Raw genomic sequence first — 24986 nt, 5'->3', positions numbered from 1 at the left:
AACTATTCACAAAAATAGCATAATTAATTAATAAAACAACGTATGGTACGACACATTGTATTGTTTCAGTTAAAAAAAATGGAATCCGAAAGTGAAAAGCTTGCAGTAATGAACCAATTTAAAGATGCCATCGAAGCTTTACCCAAAGATATTGATGTCATCCGTAGTATTGAAGTAAGATTTAATATGAATCCTGCTGAGGCTTATGATATTGCTCTGGTAAGTGAATTCGACTCATTGGAAGATGTTAACTACTATGCTAAACATCCGTTGCACGTTGCTGCTGGTAAGATTCTTGCGGAAGTAAAGGAAAATCGTGCATGTGTAGATTATGAGTTTTGATTAAAATTTAAATTGAATGAGAAAAATATTATCTATATTTTTACTGTTGTTCGTCCTGATAGGACCAGCTTCTGCTCAAATGCTTGATCCTGTCAGCTTTAAGACAGAATTAAAGAACATCAGCGAGACAGAAGTAGAAATCCGCTTTACCGGAACTATTGACGAGGGATGGCATGTGTACTCAGTGAATCTTCCTTCTGGAGGACCTATCTCTGCAACATTTAATGTAGAAAAGATTGAAGGAGCCAAACTGGAAGGTAAACTGACTCCACTCACCAAAGAGATTGCTAAATTCGATAAATTGTTTGAGATGAATGTACGCTACTTTGAAAATAAAGTAGTTCTCTCTCAAAAAATAAAGATAACAGGGGCGAACTACAGCATCAAGGGTTATCTGGAATATGGAGCCTGCAATGATGAAAACTGTTTACCACCCACCTCTGTTCCCTTTAATTTTAAGGGTAAAGGAAGTGCAAAGGCTGTAAAAGAGGCCGCATTGGCTGGTGAAGCTACAAATGATGCAGCACAACAGGAAAATGCCTCTCAGTTGGTAGATACGTTGAAAGTAACTGCTGCATCAGATACCATAGCGGTTTCAGATTCAGTTGCAGTTTCCAATTACTGGAAGCCTGTAATTAAAGAACTTCAAAGCTTTGGAGGTGGTGTTGATCATAAAAACCTTTCTTGGATATATATTTTTGTAACTGGTTTTCTTGGAGGATTACTGGCTCTTTTCACACCTTGTGTATGGCCTATAATCCCTATGACGGTGAGTTTCTTCTTGAAGCGTTCGCAGAATAGAAAGAAAGGAATTCGTGATGCAATTCTGTATGGTGCGTCTATCATTGTAATTTATCTGGCTCTTGGGCTTGCCGTGACATTGCTTTTCGGAGCAAGTGCATTGAATGCTCTTTCTACAAATGCGGTATTTAATATTCTCTTCTTCCTGATGCTGGTAGTTTTTGCCGCCTCCTTCTTTGGGGCGTTCGAAATTACACTGCCATCATCCTGGAGTACTAAAGTGGATAGTAAAGCCGAGAAAACAAGTGGATTGCTCAGCATCTTCCTGATGGCTTTCACACTTACTCTTGTTTCCTTCTCCTGCACTGGTCCTATCATCGGATTCTTGCTGGTAGAGGTATCCACTACAGGTAGCATTGTTGCACCGGCAGTCGGAATGCTTGGCTTTGCCATCGCATTGGCTTTGCCTTTCACACTGTTCGCCCTCTTCCCTTCATGGCTGAAATCTATGCCACGTTCGGGCGGATGGATGAATAAGGTTAAGGTGGTATTAGGTTTCCTTGAGCTTGCCTTTGCCCTGAAGTTCTTCTCGGTGGCCGACTTGGCTTATGGCTGGAGATTGCTCGACCGTGAAACCTTCCTTGCTCTTTGGATTGTAATCTTTGCCTTGCTCGGATTCTATCTGTTGGGCAAGATCCGTTTCCCGCACGATGATGAAGATGGTAAGGTGTCGGTACCTTCATTCTTCCTGGCCATGATTTCACTGGCTTTTGCCGTGTATATGGTTCCGGGATTGTGGGGCGCACCTTTGAAGGCAGTGAGTGCTTTCTCACCTCCGATGAATACGCAGGATTTTAATCTTTATACCAAAGAGATACATGCCAAGTTTGATGATTATGATGCCGGAATGAAATATGCCCAGGAACAAGGAAAGCCAGTTATGGTCGACTTTACAGGGTTTGGCTGTGTAAACTGTCGTAAGATGGAGCTTGCCGTATGGATTGACCCAAAGGTAAGCAGCATTATCGAGAACGATTATGTTTTGATTTCATTATATGTAGACGATAAGAGACCTCTTCCTGCACCGATTACTGTTACAGAAAACGGAACCGAGAGAATTCTGCGTACTATTGGCGACAAATGGAGCTATTTACAAAGAACCAAGTTCGGCTCAAATGCTCAGCCATTTTATGTGTTGCTGAACAATGAAGGCAAACCGCTAAACAGATCATACTCTTACAATGAAGACATTGGCAAGTATGTTGAGTTCCTTAAGAAAGGTCTGGCAAATTACAAGAAATAACTAGCTTAAAATATTGATGTCATGAAGAAGATAATTAATCCATGGAGTAATAAAGAAGGGTACAACTGTTTTGGTTGTTCCAAAAAGAATACTAGCGGACTGCAGATGGATTTCTATGAAGATGGCGATGAGATTGTCAGCGTATGGAAACCTCAACCGCAGTTTCAAGGATGGATTGATACTCTTCATGGCGGTATTCAGGCTGTTTTACTCGACGAAATATGTGCCTGGGCTATTCTGCGGAAATTACAGACCACAGGAGTAACCTCCAAGATGGAGACGCGTTACATGAAAGCGGTCAGCACCAACGATGCTTTTCTAACACTTCGTGCTACAATTCAGGAAGTAAAACGCAACTTGGTAGTAATTGAGGGTCGGTTGTACAATGCCGCCGGCGAACTCTGTACTAAAGCCATTTGTACCTACTTCACTTTCTCTCAGGATAAGGTGAAAGAGGAGATGGCTTTCATGGGCTGCGAAGTGGAAGAAAAGGAGGTCAAACAAATAAATTGCTAGAAACTAACATCTTTTTGTGATAATTATTTGGAGAAACAAATAGATTAGTTTACTTTTGTCGCATTAATAAATAAAAAACAGCATGATTATTACAGCTACACATCATCATCATCATCATTTTCCTGACGATTCATCGGTGGGCGTATAGCTTGTGTATATATATATGAGATAAAAGAAGGCTTACCGTATTGGTGAGCCTTTTTTTTGTTATTGCTTAATAATTAAAAATACAATAAACTTATGCTAAGAATTGCCGTACAAGCTAAAGGTCGTTTATTCGAAGAAACAATGGCCCTTTTTGAAGAATCAGACATTAAACTAAGTTCACACAAGAGATCCCTCCTTGTTCAGTCAACCAATTTCCCTGTCGAGGTGTTGTACCTTCGTGATGATGATATTCCACAGGCAGTAGCTACCGGAGTTGCCGATCTGGGTATTGTGGGCGAAAATGAATATGTTGAGAAGAACGAAGATGCCGAAATCGTGAAACGACTTGGCTTTAGCAAATGCCGTCTTTCTCTGGCTATTCCTAAAGATATTGAATACCCCGGACTTTCTTGGTTCAATGGTAAGAAGATTGCAACTTCATATCCGGTTATTCTTGAGAAATTTATGAAAGCCAACGGAGTAGAGACAGAGATTCACGTGATCAATGGTTCTGTGGAGGTAGCTCCGGGTATCGGACTGGCTGATGCCATTTTTGATATTGTCAGCTCAGGTTCTACATTGGTAAGCAACCGCCTGAAAGAGGTAGAAGTAATCATGAAGTCGGAGGCATTGCTAATCGGTTACAAGAAAATGTCGTCTGAAAACAAGGAGATTCTCGAAGAGTTGCTGTTCCGTATGGATGCAGTAAAAACGGCCGAGGACAAGAAATATGTGCTAATGAATGCTCCGAAAGATAAGCTGAAAGAAATAATTGAGGTGCTTCCCGGAATGAAGAGTCCCACAGTGATGCCGCTTGCTCAGGAAGATTGGTGCTCGGTACACACCGTGCTCGACGAAAAGAGTTTCTGGGAAATCATCGGTAAGCTGAAATCCCTCGGAGCTGAAGGCATTCTGGTTCTACCTATCGAAAAAATGATTCTTTAATACTATGAAAGTAATCAACTATCCGAAAAAAGAAGATTGGCAGGAAATCCTGAAACGCCCTGCACTCAACACCGACAGTCTCAATGATACGGTTCTGGGCATCCTGAACCGTGTAAAGAGTGAAGGCGATCAGGCTGTTCTGGAGTATGAAGCTACCTTTGATAAGGTGCAGCTCGGCAATCTGGCGGTTACACCCGAAGAACTTCGCGAAGCCGAAGCGCTGGTCAGCGAAGAGTTAAAAGCTGCCATCCTGCTTGCAAAAGAGAATATTGATACATTTCACAGGGCACAAGTATTCACAGGAAAGAAGGTGGAAACTCGCCCGGGAGTGGTTTGCTGGCAGAAAGCAGTGGGAATTGAAAAGGTGGGATTGTATGTTCCGGGCGGAACGGCCCCTCTCTTCTCTACGGTTCTGATGCTCGCTGTTCCGGCACGTATTGCAGGATGCAAGGAGATTGTGCTTTGCACACCTCCCAACCGTGAAGGAAAAGTTCACCCAGCTATTCTGTTCGCCGCCAGTCAGGCAGGTGTGAGCAAAATCTTCAAAGCGGGTGGGGTACAGGCTATTGCCGCCATGGCATATGGTACAGAATCGGTCCCCAAGGTTTATAAAATCTTCGGTCCGGGAAATCAGTACGTAACTGCCGCCAAGCAACTTGTCTCTCTACGCGATGTTGCTATCGATATGCCCGCCGGTCCGTCGGAGGTAGAAGTACTTGCCGATGCCTCTGCCAATCCGGCTTTTGTGGCTGCCGATCTTTTGTCTCAGGCCGAACATGGGGTGGATAGTCAGGCAATACTGATTACTACTTCTCCTGCTTTAATAGAAAAGGTGGTCGAAGAGGTGGAACAACAGCTTGCACGTCTTCCTCGGAAAGAGATTGCTTCAAAATCTTTGGAAAACAGCAAACTGATTCTCGTGAATAATCTGGATGAGGCCATCGAAATGACCAACGATTATGCCCCCGAGCATCTTATTCTGGAGACGGAAGATTACATGGCGGTAGCAGAAAGAATCTCCAACGCCGGGTCGGTATTCCTTGGGTCGCTTACTCCCGAGAGTGCGGGCGACTATGCTTCGGGCACCAACCATACACTTCCTACCAACGGATATGCCAAGGCTTACAGCGGAGTCAGCCTCGATAGCTTTATCCGTAAAATCACCTTCCAGGAGATCAGTCGCGAAGGCATTCAAACCATTGGCCCGGCCATCGAAATTATGGCTGCCAACGAGCAACTGGATGCACACAAGAATGCAGTCACCGTAAGGCTTAATACATTAAAATCATAAAACCATGAAAGCATTAAAAGAATTAACGCGTCCGAACATCTGGGAACTGAAACCCTACTCTTCGGCCCGTGACGAATATAAAGGAGTGGAGGCTTCTGTTTTTCTTGATGCCAATGAGAATCCCTATAACACTCCGTTCAACCGCTATCCCGACCCTTTGCAACGAGACCTGAAGGAAATGATTGCTCCCATCAAGAGAGTGAAACCAGAGAGTATCTTCCTGGGCAACGGCAGCGATGAAGCCATCGACTTGGTGTTTCGCGCTTTTTGTGAACCCGATAAAGATAATGTGGTTGCCATCGACCCAACTTACGGAATGTACCAAGTGTGTGCCGATGTGAACAATGTGGAGTATCGCAAAGTGTTACTCAATGAAGATTTTCAATTCTCGGCCGATGAAATTCTTACCGCCACCGATGAGCATACTAAACTGATTTTCCTGTGCTCGCCCAATAATCCTACGGGTAACGAATTGTTGCGTTCGGAAATTGAGAAAGTTCTTAATTCTTTCGAAGGGCTGGTTGTTCTGGATGAGGCCTACATCGATTTCTCAGACAAGCCTTCTTTCCTTTCCGAACTGGATAAACATCCAAATCTGATTGTACTTCAAACATTTTCCAAAGCAGGGGGATGCGCTGCAATTCGTCTGGGGATGGCCTTCGCTTCCAGAGACATTATCGATATTCTCAACAAGATAAAGTATCCCTATAATGTAAACCAGCTTACTCAACAACAAGCGATGCAAGTGCTGAAGAAATACGACCAGGTAGAAGCGTGGGTGAAAAAACTGATTGGTGAACGTTCATATCTGATAGAAGCCTTTACTGCACTACCTTGTGTGGAAAAAATCTATCCTACGGATGCCAACTTTTTCCTGACCAAAGTAACCGATGCAAAGTCCATTTATAACTACTTGGTGGGCAAAGGCATTATTGTCCGCAACCGCAGTTCCATAGCTCTTTGCAAGGATTGTCTGCGGATAACTGTTGGTACCCGTCAGGAGAACGACCAACTGATTGAGGCATTACAACAATACAAATAACATATGGGCATGAAGAAAGTACTATTTATAGATAGAGACGGGACGCTGGTTATTGAGCCGCCAGTTGATTATCAGCTCGATTCGCTCGATAAGCTGGAGTTTTACCCCAAGGTTTTCCGAAATCTCGGATTTATCAGAAGCAAACTCGATTTTGAATTTGTGATGGTTACCAACCAGGATGGGCTAGGTACAGACTCTTTCCCGGAACACACCTTTTGGCCGGCACACAACAAAATGCTGAAAGCATTCGAGAACGAAGGAATCACGTTCGATGACATCCTCATCGACCCCAGCATGCCCGAAGAGAAGAGTCCCAACCGCAAACCGGGAATCGGAATGATGGGGAAATACCTGCAGGAAGGTGCGTATGATTTGGCCGGAAGCTTTGTTATTGGCGATCGCATTACAGATGTTCAGCTGGCAAAGAATATTGGGTGCAAAGCCATCTTTATGCAGGATTCAACTGATGAGTTGAAACGTAAAGGGCTCGAAGATGTATGTGTTTTGGTAACTGCCGACTGGGACCGTGTTACCGAATTCCTTTTCGCCGGTGAACGTACCGCTCAAGTGCAGCGAACAACTAAAGAAACCGATATTCTGATTAAAATAAACTTAGACGGATCAGGAACGTGCAATATCTCTACCGGACTGGGATTCTTTGACCATATGCTCGAGCAAATCGGCAAACATTCGGGGATGGACTTAACTATCAGGGTAAAAGGCGATTTGGAGGTGGACGAACACCACACCATTGAAGATACAGCCATTGCACTGGGCGAATGCATCTATAAAGCTTTGGGTAGCAAGCGCGGCATCGAACGTTATGGCTATTGTTTGCCGATGGACGACTGCCTGTGTCAGGTGGCACTCGACTTTGGCGGACGCCCTTGGCTGGTATGGGATGCAGAATTCAAACGCGAGAAGATAGGAGAGATGCCTACCGAAATGTTCCTGCATTTCTTTAAATCCCTGAGCGATGCTGCAAAAATGAATCTGAACATCAAAGCCGAAGGGCAGAACGAGCATCACAAGATCGAAGGAATCTTCAAAGCTCTGGCCCGTGCCCTGAAGATGGCGATAAAGAGAGATATTTATCATTTTGAACTGCCTTCAACCAAAGGAATGCTCTAATCGAGACTAGTAATCTCTTTTTATAGGTTTAGTGCAATGCGGAGAAAGTCAAGCAACTTTCTCTGCATTGTTGTTTATTAATACATACAATAATCAGATGCGTTTTATTGGGGCGAATAGGTAAAACTTCCTATATTTGTTTTTAAAACAAAATATTATGAAAACTAGAATTCTTCTTATAATTGCATTTTTAACAATAACTACCGTAGCATTTGGACAACAAAAAGCAGATTGGAATAGTTGGAGCTGGTTAATGGGAGAGTGGGTAGGCGAAGGTAGCGGACAGCCCGGACAAGGTGGAGGCACTTTCTCCTTTTCTTATGAACTGGATAAAAACGTAATTGTCCGGAAAAGCCATTCAGAGTATCCTGCTACAGAACAGAAACCTGCCGTTATTCATGATGATATTATGATTGTTTATCCCAATGTGAAAGAAAAGAGCTCCCAGGCAATCTATTTTGACAACGAAGGACATGTTATTCATTACCAGGTTACCTGCTCTGATAAGTCCATCACTTTAACAAGCGAAAAAATGGATAACGCTCCTGTTTTTCGTCTTATTTACACTTTATTAGACAATGGAATGATTAATACAAAATTCGAGATGTCTCGTGATGGCATTAATTTCTTTACCTATATAGAAGGGAACAGTAAAAAAGCACATTGATGGCTTTCACTACTAACCGAAAAAAAATAATAGAGAGCATAAATCATAGCTAGCAGGCATCTCATTTCCCCATATAATTGTTTTTTAAAAGTCGCGCAAGTCGCGCAAGTCACGCAGAAAGGCTGTATGTGTATGTATATCAGTGGTATATAGATGCGTGACTTTCGCTCTAAAAGCGCGTGACTTTATAGAAGTCGCGCACCTGTCGTTTTATGGTTTTTGGTAAAATATGTGGAAGCTATGAGAGAGCTGTTTTAAAAGCCGGCATTGCACAGGTTTCGCATGCACCACCAGCCAGGAAATCACCCAATGAATTAATATGAAATAAAAATATATTTAAAGTAAGCATTGGGATATCAACTTATTTTGTCTACATTTATGCCGTTTAAAAGTTGACCAGGCAACAATCCCATTTTAAAAATATGCCTAAGCTGTTTGTTGCCATTTTATAAATAAAATACTTATGAAACAAATATTATTCTGTTTAATGACATTCATGTCTATTTCAGTCTATGGGCAAGAAAATCAGGATAAAACCTTATTTGTTGTCGATTCAATTCCTGTATTCGGAAATATAAATGAAGAGGAAGGTACTCTGTCTGAAAATACGGTAGATCATTTGAATGTCATTACAAACAAAGCTGATTTCGGCGAGTATAAAATCTATGATTTTGATAAAATTATTTTTGTTTTCACGAAGGAATATACAAAACGATCCGAAGAGATAAGAAGAATTCCGACGACAAAAAGAATGTATCAAAAAGAGGGGAAATGGTGTTTGATTGGTTCATCAACCCCATATACAGGAAGAGTGATAGACTATTATCTGAACGGAATAAAAGAACGGGACGGTTTTCTGAAAAAAGGGCTTGTAGATGGGCTTACTAATGCATACTATAAAGATGGAGGTTTAAAGTTTTATAGAAATTACTCCAATGGAATAGCAGATGGAGAGAGTGGACAGTTTTTCCCTAATGGCAAATTACAACAAAAGGGAGTCTTCAAAAATGGAAAAGAAGATGGCTTTTGGCAAATGTGGTATTCCACCGGAGCTATCAAGTTGTCGGTGGAATTCAAATCAGGGAAACCCAAACTTTCAAAAGATGCAATTCTGGTAAACTCCTTTGTAGAAAAAGGTCAAGAGGCTTTTGAAACAGGAGATTATGCCAAAGCCGTAGTTTATTATACCAAAGCTGTTGAACTGAATTCTAATTTAACTGAAAACTATTTTTATAGGGGAACAGCTTATTTATACGATTTCAAGTTTGATGAAGCAGTTCTTGATTTTGACAAAGCCATCAGTTTGGAACCATTATACATGGAAGCTTTTGGCAACAGGGCTTTTGCACTAATCCGGAAATACGAGTTCAAAGACAGTCGGGTATTAAGTCAGAATAGCGAAGTCTCGATTTATCCTGCTAAAGAAAATATTGAAATTCCTGCAGACGAGAAGGTGAAGATATGTAGTGATCTGAAAAGATGCATTGAGCTGGGGTGTACAAAACAGAAGATAATAGATGCTATGAAGAAATATTGCGAATAAAACTAAATACTATGAAAAAATTGACAACCACATTTATCATGGGTTTGTTGCTATCCTTTAATCAAGCCTATGCACAAGATTTTAATAAGAAGTTTGGTGAGCTCTTCTCTAAAGGAGATACAATAGGGCAATTGCAGTTGCTCCAAAAATGGGAGAAAGCGAAAAACGACGATCCCGAATTATATGTAGCCTACTTTAATTACTATGTTAACAAAAGCAAGAAGGAGCTTATCACGTTGGGGAATACTCCCAAAGGCGAAATTGTTTTTCAAATTATGGACAAGGATTCTACCGTGAAAGAGCCGGTGGGATATATTTATGACGAGACTTACTATGATAAAGAGTTTTTAGGCAAAGGCCTTACCTTCATTGATAAAGGGATTGAAAGATATCCTTCCCGCCTGGATATGCGCTTTGGAAAAGTCTACGTATTCGGACTGATTAAAGATTATGCGAAATTCACGGACGAAATAATTAAAACAATCGACTATTCGGCGAAGATTGATAACAAATGGGTATGGACCGAAAATACTCCGGTTGAAGATCCTGAAAAGTTCCTGTTGAGTACCGTTCAGAAATATGTACTTCAAATTTATAATACCGAAGATGATACGTTGTTGGACAACATGAAAGCAATTGCGGAGGCCGTTCTCAAACAAAATCCAAACCATGTTGAGAGTCTGTCGAACTTATCCATTGTTTACATGCTGAAAAAGGAATATGATAAAGCGCTGGAGGCATTATTGAAAGCCGAAAAAATAGATGGCAAAGATTATATCGTATTAAGCAACATCGCTCAGGCATACAAGCTGAAAGGGAAATGTCAGAAAGCAATCAAATATTACGAAAAAGTATTGAAATATGGCGATGACCAATCCAAAGAATATGCAAAACAGCAAATTGAACTGTTAAAGAAAATGGAGAAGTGAAACCGATAGGCATGATTACATAATAGATGTTATTAATAATCAGTTTGCTGGATATGAATTTCTTAGAAATGTTTAAAATGAAAATATAATAATGAAAAAGAGAAAGTCGTTATTTAAATATATGTTTTTTACCTGTATAATACTTCAATTGCTTGGCTGTGAAGATTATGGCGAAGGGTACCGTATTAAAAAAGATGGAGTTTATCGTTATTCTTGGAATCCTGTTGTTAGTTCAGAGCCTCGTGAATGGCTTATTAAAGGTGCTGATCCTAAAACATTTCAAATATGTGATAAATCAGATTGCGGAAAGGATAAGAATCATGTTTATTATAAAGACAATATTATTTTCGATGCAGACCCCAAAACGTTTGAATCGATAGACTGGTTATACGGAAAAGATAGCAAGCACGTTTTCTATTATGAAGCATATGCACGCTCTGATAGTTTAATTTCAGGTATTGTATCAGGTGCAAATCCTGATTCTTTTCATAAAAATAAGGATGACAATTATACGGATGGAAAAGATGTGTACTATAAAAACTTTCCTTTTCATGTTTATGATATTAAAACTTTTGTACGCGTGGATCATTTTGGATTCGTACGCAAGGATAAAAAATATTATTATTTGATTTCTCTTTCTGGGTTAAAAGATACAGCTCCAATGAGATATCCACTTGCCGATTATAAAACATTTCATGTTTTGAAAGAGGGTAATTCTGTTCTTGAATCGCCATATATGGCTGATAAGGAGAAGGTTTATTATGACTCTCTTGTGGTTGAAGAGGCTGATGTAAAAAGTTTTGTTGCTCTAAATTATAATTATGGTAAAGATCGTCATAGAATTTATTATAATCATAAGCCGTTAGTTAAAGCTGATTTTAAAACTTTCCGTGTTGATTGTCTTGATTCTGCTCATGATGCCAAACATGTTTATAAAAGAGATCGTATTGTAAAATAAGATTATATAAATAAAAAAACGATTAATTTAAGATAGTGCCTTGTTGGTACCGTTTGGAGCGCTGCATGTAACACTAAATTATACAAGTTGAAATTTACGAGAATATAATTAGACATAGAGTGAAAACATATTGCTTTCACTCTATGATGTAGTATAGCTTATTTACAATGTGCTTTACAGACATTTATTGCCATTTTTCTTTATTTTTGCGTCCGACTTGACCAATTATAGCCAATAAACTGTTTATTGTGGCAAAATAATTCCAGCATCTAATCCTTTTAAGTTTTCTCTGGAAAGAATTTCTCCTTCATCATGAGCGGGATTTATTATTTTAAACTTTTGTTTAAGAGCTTCTCCAACTCACCCAAAGTAATATTTTTTGCAATTATTTTCCCAGTGCTGTCTATCAGGAAATTAGTTGGGAAAGCATTAATAGATAACCTATTTGCCTCTTTTGTATCTTTGTCCCAGTATTGTTTCCAAATAAGTTTATCGTTGATAATAGTATTCTCCCAAAGTTCTTTGTTTGTAGCTCTATCAACAGATATTCCAATTATTTCAAAACCTTTGTCACTAAATTGTTTATACAAGTCTTTCAAAGTATTGAATTGTGACCTGCATGGATTGCATTGGCTGTACCAAAAATCAACTAATGTTAAATTATTCTTTGAGAAAATATCCAACGTAAACTTTTCATTGTTGGTGTTTACACACTGCAAGAGCGGGAATTGTTTTCCTACTGAAAGCACGCTGCCAATTTTAAGCTTTCTGCTTAAAACCTTACCGGCATAGCTGTTTTTAAGTTCATTAGAAAAGCAGTTGTAAATGGAATCAAAAATTGGTTCGTATCCCCAGCCCATTTTACGAATAAGCATCCAAAATGCAACATTGGAGTTTGGATTCATTTTGCTGTATTGCAAATGAAATTTATGGCTTTCTTCGTATATTATGTCGCTTTCTTTTCTTAGATCAGATTTTATTGATTCGGGTAAGTTGTAATTATATAGCTTTAATAAACTATCACATCTATGGTCGTATAATTCATTCTTAATGTTTATTGGATCACAAAAGGCTGAGAATTTAGGATATTCATTAATCATTGTCTTGTTATTAACGTCAGGTGTTTTATCTATCGAATCTATATTTATAGAAATGGTTTGCGGCCCTTTTTCGATAATAAAATCCGATGATCGATAACGTTCGTCGATACGAATTGAAACACTTTGCGGTTCAGGGATATATCCTGATATTGAGAATTTATTATTCTTAATTTGCGCTTCCAACACTTTTTCTTTGTTTGGAATATATTCACGGTAAAAAAAGAGGCGCACCGTTCCTGAATCTGCGTTTATGGTACCATTAATTTTAAAGTTCGGTTGTTTCGCTTTTTGCCCAAACGAATTAGTTATTAGTAAAAATAGTAAAGGAAGTAATATACAACACTTTTTCATGTTTTAAATATTTGATTATTAATTTAAAGAAAAGATATTATTCGAGAAATAACAGGCGATTGTTGTAATACTACCCATTCCTCAAGCACAAATATAAAAACATAATTCGTTATTCTTCTTTTTTTTGTTTTTTATTATTAATTCTATTTATAAAAGTTTATTTAGATTTATGCAAGGCTTAGAAAGCTACGTTTATAATGCTCTTCCAGGAATTGTAATGTCAATTATAATATATAATTGTTTTCAAATCACACCTTTTTATACTATGTACAATTTAGTGAAGTTGGCGATAAAATAATGATAGATGAAACTAAGCTTCCTTTTTGTACGTACGTTGTTTAAAAAAGAGTGTATATCATTTATTTAAAGACTATTGAAAAGAAATAGGTTTAACCCATTCCGGACTGAATTTCATTGATAAATCATCAGGTTTCCCTACATGTAAATAATTTTAGTGGCAGTGTGGCAGTAAAATTGTCTATATTACGGTTTCAGAAAATGAAAAATGAAAATTCTTCAAAAAGATTTTTTTTCGAATTACGATTTACAGAATTGGAAAAAGGATGTTTCCTCTGCCACACTGCCACTAAAAAAGTTTACAAAACTGGTTGTTCTATGAAGCAATAAGCTCTCCATCTCTTTCTTTATGCTTATCTATAATGTTGATATATAGCAATATATGCAATTTTTCTTCTGTAAATTTACTGCTCGCCGAGTAACCTAATAGCAAAGTAAATAGTGGAAGTAACCAGCCTTAATCCGTCAACTATAAAAGCTGCTCAATGAATTAACTAAAACAACCTGATGAATTACTCCAATCATGTACAAGATACGCCCCAATCATGTACAAGATTGAACTCAAACATGTACAAGATTAGGAGGTAAACATGTACATGATTGGGTTAATCCCTCGCCAATAAATGATTAGTGCTTCCTTTGAGATTCTTAATGCAACGTTGGGGGTGTGTTAAACTGATTTCGGTTGACTACAAATGCCCCTAAGTAGATAATTGGTTGACCAATATATAGTCAAACACTGATACTGGTTGACTTTTTTTGCTTTGAGGCTTGAAAGTGAGTTGTCTTTCCTGGGGAAGAGGAGTGCGACATGTTTTGCTTGTAAAACAGATGGAGGGTTGAAAACAAAGAAAAGTAGTGAGTTTTTCTGCACCATCTGTCCGCTCAAAGATGCATGGTGCAGATAAATGGTGTACTTGGAAGCTTGGTGGGGGCTGGGGTGTAGTATAAAACCTACTGCCACCCCGATATTATTCTCTTTATATGGGTGTAATATACAGATATATAGTGGTTTGCAGCTTTAATCGGAGGGCGGTGTGGTGTAGAGGGTGGAGTAAAATCGACCTGCCAACCTTTTCTGAAATTTAATTTTGAAAATTCAATTTTCTGAAGAATTTATCTGAAATAATAATTCACGACTCCAAAAATGCCTTTTCATCTCCACCCTCTGCACCACACAAAAATATTAATGCTTGATAGTGAAATGAATAGATAGTTATATTTGTTAAAAAAAATATTAGTTAAATGAGAAATATACCGACATATAAAAATGCCGGCCCTCGTTCTGCGCATAAAATATGCTTGTTTGTGCTGTTACTACCTTAGTTCTAAAGCCAATTCTCTATAAATGTTAACTGAATTTTCTGATAAAATTGTAAATGTGGTGAAAATTAGATGTGAGTTTTTTATCGAATTTTTTCATGGTCTATGTTAAATGGATTTAGTATCTTTGTCTGTAATAAATAACGAAATTATGTTTGAACAGACATTTAAGAATATAGACGACATATTATACAAAGATTCCGGGGCGAATAGTGAGTTGGATTATATTGGACAGACTTCATGGGTGCTGTTTCTTCGTTATCCCGATGGGTTGGAACAAGATAAAGTCGATAGCGAAAGGAGATGGATCATTGATATTGCCGATATTGATACCAAAACCTCCTTCAAAATCTAATAAAAATTACTATGATAATGGAACTATCCCATGCATAACTGTAATAAATTAAAAACCTACAATATGAATAAACTATTAACAACACTTTTTGTATTCTTCTTGTCTTTAGCATCGATGGCTCAAAATCCAGTTAATAGACTTGGAATAAAAGAAAATTTAGAATTTAATAAAATGGATTACAAATTATCATGGTCTGCAAAGCCCAATGAGAACTATTTAATTCAAGAGTATTTACCCAAAGGAGAGAACTTTGAAAGTTTTAATCAGATGTTGACTATACATCTTTTTATCACTGATATAAATGCTGAGGGTGCTGTAAATCAAAAAGTAAATGAGCTGATTGCAAGAAGAAAGACTGATCCTATATGTAATTATCAAGTTACTAAAAGTCCTGATGGAAAGGAATATCTTGTAGACTTTCTGCTTAGTGAAAGCAAAGATAGCATGCTGACAGTTGTTGAATTTAATCTATATCGATATAAACAAATTGAAATACCTAAAAGAGGGAAAGCGTTATTTGTTTATGCTTATTCAAAAAGAGGCTACGGAAATGATATTACAGCTTTTTTCAAGGCTCTTGATAATGATAGAATAAGTTATCTAAAAGAAATGATCTCAACAAATATCCCAAATGTTACGATTGAGAACAAATAGAAGCGCATTATATCAGATAGGAAAGTAAAAAGTTTATGGCAGACAATTATTTAGAAAATCAATACGAACAATACCAAGCTAGGAAGGCAGCATGGGAGAAAGCTCGCAAGTATGGTAATAAGAGAACAACTACAGCTAATCAGGCGAAATCAGCAAACCCGGTTGCAGCCTCTGAAACTGATACCAAGAATAAATTCACTTACAGAAAACTGGATGCTTTTACCAGCGGAAATTCGAAAGGGAATCCTGCCGCCTGTCTGTATCTTGACAAAGATCAGCACTTAACTGATGAAGAGATGCTGAACATAGCAAAAGACCACAAAGGGTTTGTGTCTGAAGTAGTTTATTGCATTCCGCTTGATGATAATGCATACAGGCTGCGTTACTACTCTTCCGAATGCGAGGTGGAATTCTGCGGACACGGAACTATTGCATGTATGTACAATCTGGTAAAAAGTAATAAAGAACTGGCAGAGGTAAAGGAAATTACCATTAAAACCAATAAAAGCAATTTGAAAGTATATAACGAACTCCAGTCTCTTGATACAGTATTTGTAACAGCTCCCGATCGTGAATGCCTCAATCTGAAACCGAGCCTCACAGATATAGCTTCTAATCTTGGAACTTCGCCTGAAACTATTGATCAGCAAAATCCCATTATGTTGATTGATGCCGGTTTAAGAACATTAATCGTTCCGATTACAGATTTAGATAACATTCTTGGTTTACTTCCCGATGAACAAAAACTGAAAGACTTCTGCGTTAATAATGATATAGATATAATACTCGTTTTTACCAATGATGTAGCCGATAAATCAAATAGAATCAGGACCCGTGTCTTCGCTCCCAAATTTGGTTATCTTGAAGATCCCGCAACCGGTTCCGGAAATTCGGCAATGGGATATTACATGCTGAAGAATCAATTATGGGATGGTCACCCTGTTTCTATTGAACAGAATGGAGAAAAGGAACTTTTTAATATTGTGAAGCTCAAGGCTGTAGATGGTAAAGTCCTTTTTGGTGGTAATGCTGTTGTTAAGATTCAGGGAGATTATTATTTGTAATTAAAATGAATATTTATATTGCATTACTTAGAGGAATTAATGTAGGCGGAAAGAATATGATAAAGATGCCTGAATTAAAGAAAGCATTGGAAGCGATTGGACTTAATGCAGTGCAAACGTATATTCAAAGTGGTAATGTGATATTCGAATCGGATGAAGAGGAAGCGACTCTTCAAGTTATAATAGAAAATAAGATTGAGGCAGCTTTTGGCTTTCCGGTAAAGGTGGTGTTGAGAATGCTGGCTGAATTAGAAAAAATGATCCTTGATTGTCCTTTCTCAAAGGATGAGATATCGGAAGCAGAATCTTTGTCAGATAAAGAATGCTTGTATGTAGCGCTATTGTCTACAGTTCCCCAAAAAGATAAAACAGAATATCTTAACGCATATAGAAGTGATAGTGATGATTACCGTATTATAGGCAGAGACGTGTATCTGTTATTTCGTAATAGCATTAGTAAATCTAAGCTTGCCAATAACTTGCAGAAGCTTGATGAAACAGTAACTATCCGCAACTGGAAGACTTTAAATAAGCTTGTTCTGTTGGCAAAAGAGATATAAATTGAATTATTAACAAACAAATGATAAAGACAGGACTTCTTACACTTGGTTTGTTCTCGGCTTTTATGACTTTGCATGTACAGGATCTACTTTTGTCATTTTGATGGTAATTGTCCTTTTTATCGGCTTATTTTTATTTTTTAAATGGATAGGGTGGCTTTATAAGAATGGCATTACTGTCATATTTCTATATTTGAATCGATTATTCTTTAAATAATATGGAAAAATTCTTGTGTAAATCAAGGTGATACACTACTTTAGTGGCATACTCGTGTAGAGGAAAAACAAATCAACCTTATATATTTAGTACAGGAATGGAAAAGCGAATTGTAGAATGCGTGCCCAACTTTAGTGAGGGCCGCGATATGACTGTTATCAAACAGATTACCGATGTAATTGAGAGTGTAGAAGGCATCAAACTTCTTGATGTAGATCCGGGTAAAGCTACCAATCGTACCGTTGTTACTTTTGTGGGAGAGATAGAAGCTGTGGTGGAAGCTGCTTTTCGTTGCGTGGCGAAGGCGGGGGAAGTGATTGACATGAGAAACCACCACGGCGAGCATCCCCGTATGGGAGCCACCGATGTGTTGCCGCTCATCCCAGTTTCGGGCATTACCATGGAAGAAACGGCTGAATATGCCCGCAAGCTTGCCGCCAGAATTGCCTCCGAAGCGGGCATCCCCACCTATTGTTATGAATATGCCGCTATTCGTCCCGAACGAAAGAAGCTGGCTGTGTGCAGGGAAGGGGAGTACGAAGGGCTGAAACCTCGTTTTGGAAATCCGGCTCAGATGCCTGATTTTGGTGGAGAGGAGTGGAATGAACGTGTCGCCGCAACAGGTTGTACGGCGGTGGGAGCCCGGGATTTCCTAATTGCCATCAACTTCAACCTGAATACTACCTCCACTCGCCGTGCCAACGCCATTGCCTTCGATGTTCGCGAACGTGGACGGGTGAAGCGTGAAGGCGACTCTCCGGTGGGAAAGATACTGAAGGATGAGAATGGAAACGATATCTATATTCCAGGTACCTTGAAAAGTACGGCAGCTATCGGCTGGTTTATCAAAGAGTACGGCATTGCCCAAGTATCCATGAATATAACCAATATAGCCGTTACGCCTGTTCACATTGCTTTTGAAGAGGTGTCGGCCAAGGCAGCCGCCCGAGGTGTGAGGGTTACGGGTACCGAAATTGTAGGACTGGTGCCGAAGTCTACGCTGATTGATGCCGGTAAATATTTCCTCCGTAAACAACAACGCTCCGTGGGTATATCCGAACAGGAGATTATCAAGATAGCTGTCAAGTCAATGGGGCTTGATGATCTGAAACCTTTTGATGTAAAGAACAAGGTGATTGAGTATATGCTAGAGGGAAAGACGGAAGAGAAACTGGTGGACATGACCGTTTCGGACTTCGCTGCCGAAACTGCCAGTGAATCTGCCGCACCCGGTGGCGGTTCCATCGCTGCTTATATGGGTGCCCTTGGTGCTGCTTTGGGCACTATGGTGGCCAACCTCTCTTCGCATAAAGCGGGATGGGATGCTTGTTGGGAAGAGTTTTCGGATTATGCGGAAAGAGGGCAGGCTTTGCTGGCCGAGCTTCTCTTTCTGGTGGATGAGGATACCCGTGCCTTCAACAAGGTGATGGATGTTTTCGGCTTACCCAAGAATACCGACCAGGAAAAGGCGGCGCGTACCAAGGCCATTCAGGTGGCTACGCTTTACGCTACTCAAATTCCTTTCCGGGTGATGAAGGCTTCGATGGAGGTGTTTGATATTGTGGAACAGATGGCTAAAGAGGGAAATCCGAACTCGGTGTCGGATGCAGGGGTAGGTGCCCTAGCTGCCCGGTCGGCAGTGCTGGGCGCATGGCTCAATGTGCGGATTAATGCGGCCGGAATAAAGAACAGAGAGTTGGTGGACCCCATTTTGGAAGAGGCGGCCGATATGGCAAAGCTGGCACAAGAGAGGGAAAGCGTTATTCTTGATATAGTGAATCGTAAAATATAATCTGCCATGAACACGAAAGAGATAAGCAAAGAGGAGTTCCGCAGATTAGTGCTGACCGGCATACCCGATACGCTACCCGAGCTGAAACCTTACGAACCGGAGGTGAATCATGCTCCGAAACGGAAAGAGATTCTTACCGAGACAGAGAAGGAGCTGGCTTTGAAGAATGCGCTCCGATATTTCCCGGCCAGGCATCATGCGGTGCTGGCTTCCGAGTTTGCTGACGAACTGGCCAGGTATGGTCGTATTTATATGTATCGTTTCCGCCCGGATTACAAGATTTATGCCCGCCCCATCGACGACTACCCCTGTCGGTCGAAACAGGCCGCGGCCATTATGTTGATGCTGAGCAATAACCTCGATGATGCGGTGGCTCAGCATCCAAGGGAGCTGATTACCTATGGTGGCAATGGGGCTGTGTTCCAGAACTGGGCGCAGTATCTGCTCACCATGAAATACCTGGCCACTATGACCGACGAGCAGACGCTGGTGATGTATTCGGGTCACCCGATGGGGCTTTTCCCGTCTCACAAGGATGCTCCGCGGGTGGTGGTTACCAATGGGATGGTTATTCCCAATTATTCGTCCAAAGACCATTGGGAGAAATTCAATGCGTTGGGGGTTTCCCAATATGGTCAGATGACAGCCGGTTCGTACATGTACATCGGGCCGCAAGGCATTGTGCATGGCACTACTATTACGGTGTTAAATGCCAAACGGAAGCAGCGTGCCATACATCCTTCAAGCAAAGGTGTGCTGTTTGTCTCTTCCGGATTGGGCGGCATGTCTGGGGCTCAGCCCAAGGCGGGCAATGTTGCCGGAGTGGTATCCGTTATTGCCGAGATTAATCCCAAGGCGGTAGCCGTTCGCCATTCGCAAGGGTGGGTGGACGAGGTGTTTACCGATTTGGATACTTTACTGCCACGTATACGCAAGGCTGTTGATGCAAACGAGGTTGTCTCGATTGCCTATCAAGGTAACGTGGTGGATTTATGGGAACGTCTGGCTGCTGAAAAGATGTATGTGGACTTGGGCTCCGACCAAACTTCGTTGCATAACCCTTGGGCAGGTGGTTACTATCCTGCAGGCATCGCATTCGAGGAGGCAAACCGCCTGATGGCGGAAGAACCAGATAGGTTTCAGGAGGAGGTGCGCAAGTCGTTGCGCCGACAGGCAGCTGCCATTAATGCACTTACCGGTCAGGGCATGTACTTCTTTGATTACGGCAATGCCTTCCTGCTCGAAGCGTCACGTGCCGGAGCCGATGTGATGAAGGCCGACGGCACTTTCCGTTATCCATCGTATGTGCAAGATATCATGGGGCCACTCTTCTTTGATTATGGCTTTGGCCCCTTCCGTTGGGTGTGTACCTCGGGCAATCCGAAGGACCTCGCCGTTAGCGACCGGATTGCGGCGGAAGTGCTCGAAAGCATTCTTCGGACTGCACCGGCTGATATTCAGTCGCAACTGGAAGATAATCTGCATTGGATAAGAGAGGCTCAGAAAAACAATCTGGTGGTCGGCTCGCAGGCTCGTATTCTTTACCTCGATTCGGCAGGACGGATTGAGGTGGCCGGTGCGCTTAACGAGGCTATCCGGCGTGGAGAGATTTCCGCTCCGATAGTGCTTGGACGCGATCATCATGATGTGTCGGGTACTGATTCGCCTTTCCGTGAGACTTCGAATATTTATGATGGCTCATCCTTTACCGCCGACATGGCCGTGCAGAATGTGATTGGCGACTCTTTCCGCGGTGCTACCTGGGTTTCTATACACAATGGTGGCGGAGTAGGCTGGGGAGAGGTGATTAATGGTGGCTTCGGGTTGGTGATTGATGGAACGGACGAAGCTGACAACCGACTTAAATCCATGCTTTTGTGGGATGTAAACAACGGACTTGCACGCCGCAGTTGGGCACGTAACCGGGGAGCGATGGATGCTATTCAACGGGAAATGGCACGTACCCCCGGACTTGTGGTAACACTACCCAATATTGCCGACGAAAACCTTATTAAAGCTACTTTAAAACACGAATAACAATGGAAGAAATACATAAAATCAGTCCGGAACATCTTTCAATAGACCGGTTGCAGGAGATTATTGAGAAGGGATTCAAACTGGAATTGTCAGAAAAGTCGAAGGCGCTAATCCTGAAAGGGCGGAAGTACCTGGACGACCGGATGAAAACCCAGAAGGAACCTATTTATGGCGTGTCAACCGGTTTTGGCTGTCTGTGTGATATAAGCGTAAGCGGCGAACAGCTCTCCATACTTCAACGTAACCTGGTGATGTCTCATGCTTGTGGCATTGGTGAACGGGTGCCCAATGAGATTGTGAAGCTGATGCTTATCCTGAAAGTTCAATCGCTCTCTTACGGCTATTCGGGGGTGCAGCTGGAAACGGTTCAACGCTTGGTGGACTTCTTTAACAATGATGTCTGTCCGGTGGTCTATCAGCAAGGCTCTCTTGGGGCATCGGGCGATTTAGTGCCGCTTGCTCATCTTTCGTTGCCCATTCTCGACTTGGGGGAAGTGAATTACAATGGGAAAGATTTGCCGGCTCATGAGGTGAACGAAATGTTCGGCTGGAAACCGGTCACCCTGCAGTCCAAGGAGGGATTGGCGCTGCTGAACGGTACTCAGTTTATGGCTGCTTACGGTTGCTGGTGCATCATGAATGCCAAACGAATCTCGGCTGCTGCCGATGTAGCGGCAGCCATCTCGATAGATGCTTTCGATGGGCGCATTGAACCATTCCATCCGGCTGTACATGCCATTCGTCCGCACAAGGGGCAGATTGAAACCGCCCGTCGTATTAGTGAACTGCTTGCCGGAAGCGAGATAATCTCCCGTCAGAAGGTGCATGTTCAGGACCCTTATTCCTTCCGTTGCGTACCGCAGGTGCACGGTGCATCCAAGGATGCCATTGCCTATGTGGAGAGTGTGTTTACCACGGAGATCAATTCCACCACGGATAATCCGACGATTGTACCCGATGAGGATTTGGTGATCTCGGCGGGTAACTTTCACGGTCAGCCGCTAGCCGTGGCGCTCGACTTTCTGGCCATCGCCGTGGCCGAACTGGGCAGTATCTCCTCCCAGCGCATCTATCAGCTTATTGCCGGAGAAAGAGGGCTTCCCATTTTCCTGGTAAGCAATCCCGGACTGAACAGCGGGTTTATGATTCCGCAATATGCCGCAGCGTCCATTGTCAGCCAAAGCAAACAGCTCTGTACTCCAGCTTCGGTCGATTCGATCGAGTCATCGCAGGGGCAGGAAGACCATGTAAGTATGGGAGCCAATGCGGCAACGAAATGTTACAAGGTGGTTCAGAACAGTGAACGGGTACTGGCCATCGAGCTGTTTAATGCCGTACAGGCCATCGATTTTCGCTTGCCGCTAAAAACATCGCCGGTGTTGCAAAGCATCTGTGCGGAGTATCGCAAGGTAGTTCCATTCATTGGCAACGATTGTGTGATGTACACCCATATCAGCAACAGTGTTGAATTTCTACGGAAAATAAAATTTTAAAAGATGAGGCTGTTAATCAGGAATATCAAAGAACTTTGTCAGGTAGAGGAGCAACCGCGGACCATGGTCTGCGGCAAGGAGATGGCTTCGTTGCCCTGCATCAATGATGCCTATTTGTTGATGGAAGATGAACGCATTTTATCCTTTGGGCCAATGTCCTCTCTTCCTAAGACTATCGAAGCGGATGTGGTGATTGATGCAACGGGAAAGATGGTACTGCCGGCTTTTTGCGATTCTCATACCCACCTTGTCTATGCAGGCAGTCGGGAGCAGGAGTTTATAGATAAGATAAACGGACTTTCGTACGAGGAGATTGCCCGACGTGGAGGAGGGATCCTCAATTCCGCCCGACGTTTGCATGATACTACCGAGGATGAGCTTTATGAAGAGGCACTTGCCCGGGTAAACGAGATTATCTCCATGGGTACCGGGGCAGCAGAGATAAAGAGCGGTTACGGACTGACGACCGAAGACGAGCTTAAAATGTTGCGCGTTATTAAAAGGCTTCGCGAAACCACGCCTCTTACCATCAGGGCTACTTTTCTGGGAGCACATGCCGTGCCTGCGGAGTATAAAGGACGGCAGTCGGCCTATGTGGATTTGATTGTTAATGAGATGATACCTGCCGTGGGGAAAGAAGGGCTGGCCAACTTTGTGGACAGCTTTTGCGATAAGGGCTTTTTTACCTGCGAAGAGACGGAACGTATTATCGAAGCAGCCGCTGCTTACGGCATGCGCCCGAAGATACATGCCAATGAACTGGCTTTGTCCGGTGGCATACAGGTGGGAGTGAAGCACAATGCTTTGTCGGTCGACCACTTGGAGTTTACCGGTGATGAAGAGATTGAAGCTCTGGCAGGAAGTGGAACGATGCCGACATTATTGCCGGGTGCTGCCTTCTTTCTGGGGATGAACTATCCGCCTGCCCGCAAAATGATTGATAGTGGGCTTCCCGTTGCTCTTGCATCCGATTACAACCCGGGTTCATCCCCTTCGGGAAATATGAAATTCATTCTTTCGCTGGCAACCATCAAAATGAAGATGACTCCTGAGGAGGCAATCAATGCCGCGACCATCAACAGCGCCTATGCCATGGGTATCAGTGATACTCACGGTTCTATCTGTGTGGGGAAACGGGCAAACGTACTTATCACGAAAGAGATTCCATCCCTTTATTTCTTACCTTATGCCTATACTTCCAACTTGATTGATAGTGTGATATTGGGTGGGAGAGTGGTTTGTCGAAGTAAATAAAATCAGGATAAAAACCAAAAAAATCCGTCCATTGCCATTTAAGCCTTGCAGTGGACGGATAATTTTATTATTTTTGTCGTAAAGCTTGAAATGCTTACGAGGATAAACAGGTTTTAGACTAGTTATTCCTCGAAATACTATGAGTGAAACATGAATCCTGCCCGACGCTAGTCTTTTGTTTGATTTCTTAAGCAATTGGGATTCTACGAAAATCTAAATATTAAAAACATGAAATTATCTCTTAAATTTATTGCATTATCGATATTACTATCTCTTTCACAGTTCATCCAAGCAGGAGATCCTCCTATGAAAAACTTCTCGAGCATGGAAATTAATCATGTGCGAGTTTCCGACCCTGATGTTTTTGCAGAAGGCAACAGTGTAACGATTCACTTGGAGCAATTAAATGAGGGCGAATATTGCTTTCCTTTGCCCGGCGCAAAAGTAATCTCAGGTTACGGCGCACGCCGCGGACACTCGGGTGCTGACATAAAAACATGTGCCAATGACACGATACGCTGTACATTTGATGGCGTGGTTCGTATGTCGAAAAAGTACGGAGGATATGGCAATGTGATAGTAGTTCGGCATGCAAATGGATTGGAGAGTCTCTATAGCCACAACTCGAAGAATTTTGTAAAATCGGGTGATGTGGTAAAGGCCGGACAGGCCATTGCCTTGACGGGAAGAACAGGAAGTGCCACAACTGAACACTTGCATTTTGAGTTCCGCATTGATGGCAAACATTTCAATCCCAATGTTATTTTTGACCTTTCTGACCGCTCCTTGCACAAGAGAGCCATTGTCTGCACAAAAAAGGGCAGAGGCGTTAAGGTGAAACCTGTTTCCATGAATTAACCGGTTCTCATAGATTAAAAAGATAATTTATTTTTTTGGTGAAAAAACAGAAAACAGTATCTTTGAAGACTATTGT

20 protein-coding genes and 2 pseudogenes are annotated in these 24986 nt (G+C 41.6%); 21 read left to right on the top strand and 1 reads right to left on the bottom strand.

Going from position 1 to position 24986, the window contains the following annotated elements; translation table 11 throughout:
- Nucleotides 1–42: 42 nt before the first annotated feature.
- The 12 genes and pseudogenes from ABWU87_RS06355 (at nt 43) to ABWU87_RS06305 (ending at nt 11555) form a co-directional block, all read left to right on the top strand.
- Complete coding sequence (locus tag ABWU87_RS06355; RefSeq protein ID WP_353334149.1) at nt 43–342, top strand: Dabb family protein; 300 nt, start codon at nt 43–45, stop codon at nt 340–342.
- A gap of 16 nt (nt 343–358) precedes the next feature.
- A pseudogene (locus ABWU87_RS14920) lies at nt 359–809 on the top strand (protein-disulfide reductase DsbD domain-containing protein); the annotation flags it as partial.
- Between the two features lie 152 nt (nt 810–961).
- Nucleotides 962–2386, top strand: a pseudogene (locus ABWU87_RS06350) (protein-disulfide reductase DsbD family protein); the annotation flags it as partial.
- A gap of 21 nt (nt 2387–2407) precedes the next feature.
- Nucleotides 2408–2902 carry a PaaI family thioesterase gene (locus ABWU87_RS06345; RefSeq protein ID WP_353334147.1) on the top strand — a complete coding sequence of 165 codons (495 nt, stop codon included), beginning with the start codon at nt 2408–2410 and terminating at the stop codon, nt 2900–2902.
- A 240-nt stretch (nt 2903–3142) separates the two neighbouring features.
- Nucleotides 3143–3994, top strand: a complete 852-nt coding sequence (hisG, locus tag ABWU87_RS06340) for an ATP phosphoribosyltransferase (protein WP_353334146.1) — start codon at nt 3143–3145, stop codon at nt 3992–3994.
- Nucleotides 3995–3998: 4 nt separating this feature from the next.
- Complete coding sequence (gene hisD / locus ABWU87_RS06335; protein WP_353334145.1) at nt 3999–5285, top strand: histidinol dehydrogenase; 1287 nt, start codon at nt 3999–4001, stop codon at nt 5283–5285.
- Nucleotides 5286–5289: 4 nt separating this feature from the next.
- Entirely contained in the window at nt 5290–6327 is a 1038-nt protein-coding gene (gene hisC, locus ABWU87_RS06330) for a histidinol-phosphate transaminase (RefSeq protein ID WP_353334144.1), read from the top strand.
- 9 nt (nt 6328–6336) lie between these two features.
- Complete coding sequence (hisB, locus tag ABWU87_RS06325) at nt 6337–7458, top strand: bifunctional histidinol-phosphatase/imidazoleglycerol-phosphate dehydratase HisB (RefSeq protein ID WP_353334143.1); 1122 nt, start codon at nt 6337–6339, stop codon at nt 7456–7458.
- 157 nt (nt 7459–7615) lie between these two features.
- Complete coding sequence (locus ABWU87_RS06320) at nt 7616–8125, top strand: hypothetical protein (RefSeq protein ID WP_353334142.1); 510 nt, start codon at nt 7616–7618, stop codon at nt 8123–8125.
- 463 nt (nt 8126–8588) lie between these two features.
- Nucleotides 8589–9668: a hypothetical protein gene (locus tag ABWU87_RS06315; RefSeq protein WP_353334141.1), complete on the top strand. Its 1080-nt coding sequence runs from the start codon at nt 8589–8591 to the stop codon at nt 9666–9668.
- Between the two features lie 11 nt (nt 9669–9679).
- Nucleotides 9680–10597: a tetratricopeptide repeat protein gene (locus tag ABWU87_RS06310; RefSeq protein ID WP_353334140.1), complete on the top strand. Its 918-nt coding sequence runs from the start codon at nt 9680–9682 to the stop codon at nt 10595–10597.
- 91 nt (nt 10598–10688) lie between these two features.
- Nucleotides 10689–11555, top strand: a complete 867-nt coding sequence (locus ABWU87_RS06305) for a DKNYY domain-containing protein (protein ID WP_353334139.1) — start codon at nt 10689–10691, stop codon at nt 11553–11555.
- Nucleotides 11556–11881: 326 nt separating this feature from the next.
- Here the strand turns inward: ABWU87_RS06305 and ABWU87_RS06300 are convergent, their stop codons facing one another.
- The gene (locus ABWU87_RS06300; protein ID WP_353334138.1) at nt 11882–13006 is read right to left on the bottom strand and encodes a TlpA disulfide reductase family protein; all 1125 of its coding nucleotides are present in this window, start codon (nt 13004–13006) and stop codon (nt 11882–11884) included.
- Between the two features lie 1771 nt (nt 13007–14777).
- On the opposite strand from ABWU87_RS06300, the gene ABWU87_RS06295 reads away from it, so the two are divergent.
- From ABWU87_RS06295 to ABWU87_RS06255, 9 genes are all read left to right on the top strand, one after another.
- Entirely contained in the window at nt 14778–14981 is a 204-nt protein-coding gene (locus ABWU87_RS06295) for a hypothetical protein (protein WP_353334137.1), read from the top strand.
- A 63-nt stretch (nt 14982–15044) separates the two neighbouring features.
- A complete protein-coding gene (locus ABWU87_RS06290) occupies nt 15045–15635 on the top strand; it encodes a hypothetical protein (RefSeq protein WP_353334136.1) in 591 nt (196 codons plus the stop codon).
- A gap of 35 nt (nt 15636–15670) precedes the next feature.
- Nucleotides 15671–16699, top strand: coding sequence for a PhzF family phenazine biosynthesis protein (locus tag ABWU87_RS06285; protein WP_353334135.1), 1029 nt, complete (start codon nt 15671–15673; stop codon nt 16697–16699).
- A 5-nt stretch (nt 16700–16704) separates the two neighbouring features.
- On the top strand, nt 16705–17259 hold the full coding sequence (locus ABWU87_RS06280) for a DUF1697 domain-containing protein (RefSeq protein WP_353334134.1): 555 nt from the start codon (nt 16705–16707) through the stop codon (nt 17257–17259).
- A 314-nt stretch (nt 17260–17573) separates the two neighbouring features.
- Entirely contained in the window at nt 17574–19268 is a 1695-nt protein-coding gene (gene ftcD / locus ABWU87_RS06275; RefSeq protein ID WP_353334133.1) for a glutamate formimidoyltransferase, read from the top strand.
- 6 nt (nt 19269–19274) lie between these two features.
- Entirely contained in the window at nt 19275–21305 is a 2031-nt protein-coding gene (locus ABWU87_RS06270; RefSeq protein ID WP_434533912.1) for a urocanate hydratase, read from the top strand.
- A 2-nt stretch (nt 21306–21307) separates the two neighbouring features.
- Nucleotides 21308–22798 carry a histidine ammonia-lyase gene (gene hutH, locus ABWU87_RS06265; protein ID WP_353334132.1) on the top strand — a complete coding sequence of 497 codons (1491 nt, stop codon included), beginning with the start codon at nt 21308–21310 and terminating at the stop codon, nt 22796–22798.
- A 3-nt stretch (nt 22799–22801) separates the two neighbouring features.
- The gene (gene hutI, locus ABWU87_RS06260) at nt 22802–24052 is read left to right on the top strand and encodes an imidazolonepropionase (protein ID WP_353334131.1); all 1251 of its coding nucleotides are present in this window, start codon (nt 22802–22804) and stop codon (nt 24050–24052) included.
- A gap of 228 nt (nt 24053–24280) precedes the next feature.
- Nucleotides 24281–24910 (top strand): M23 family metallopeptidase, encoded by a 630-nt coding sequence (locus tag ABWU87_RS06255; RefSeq protein ID WP_434533911.1) that lies wholly within the window; start codon nt 24281–24283, stop codon nt 24908–24910.
- Nucleotides 24911–24986: the final 76 nt, after the last annotated feature.

Origin of the sequence: Bacteroides sedimenti (assembly GCF_040365225.1) — a bacterium.
GTDB lineage: Bacteria > Bacteroidota > Bacteroidia > Bacteroidales > Bacteroidaceae > Bacteroides > Bacteroides sedimenti.
Note: the sequence above shows the minus strand (reverse complement) of the source record. Positions and strands in the feature narration are given on the sequence as shown.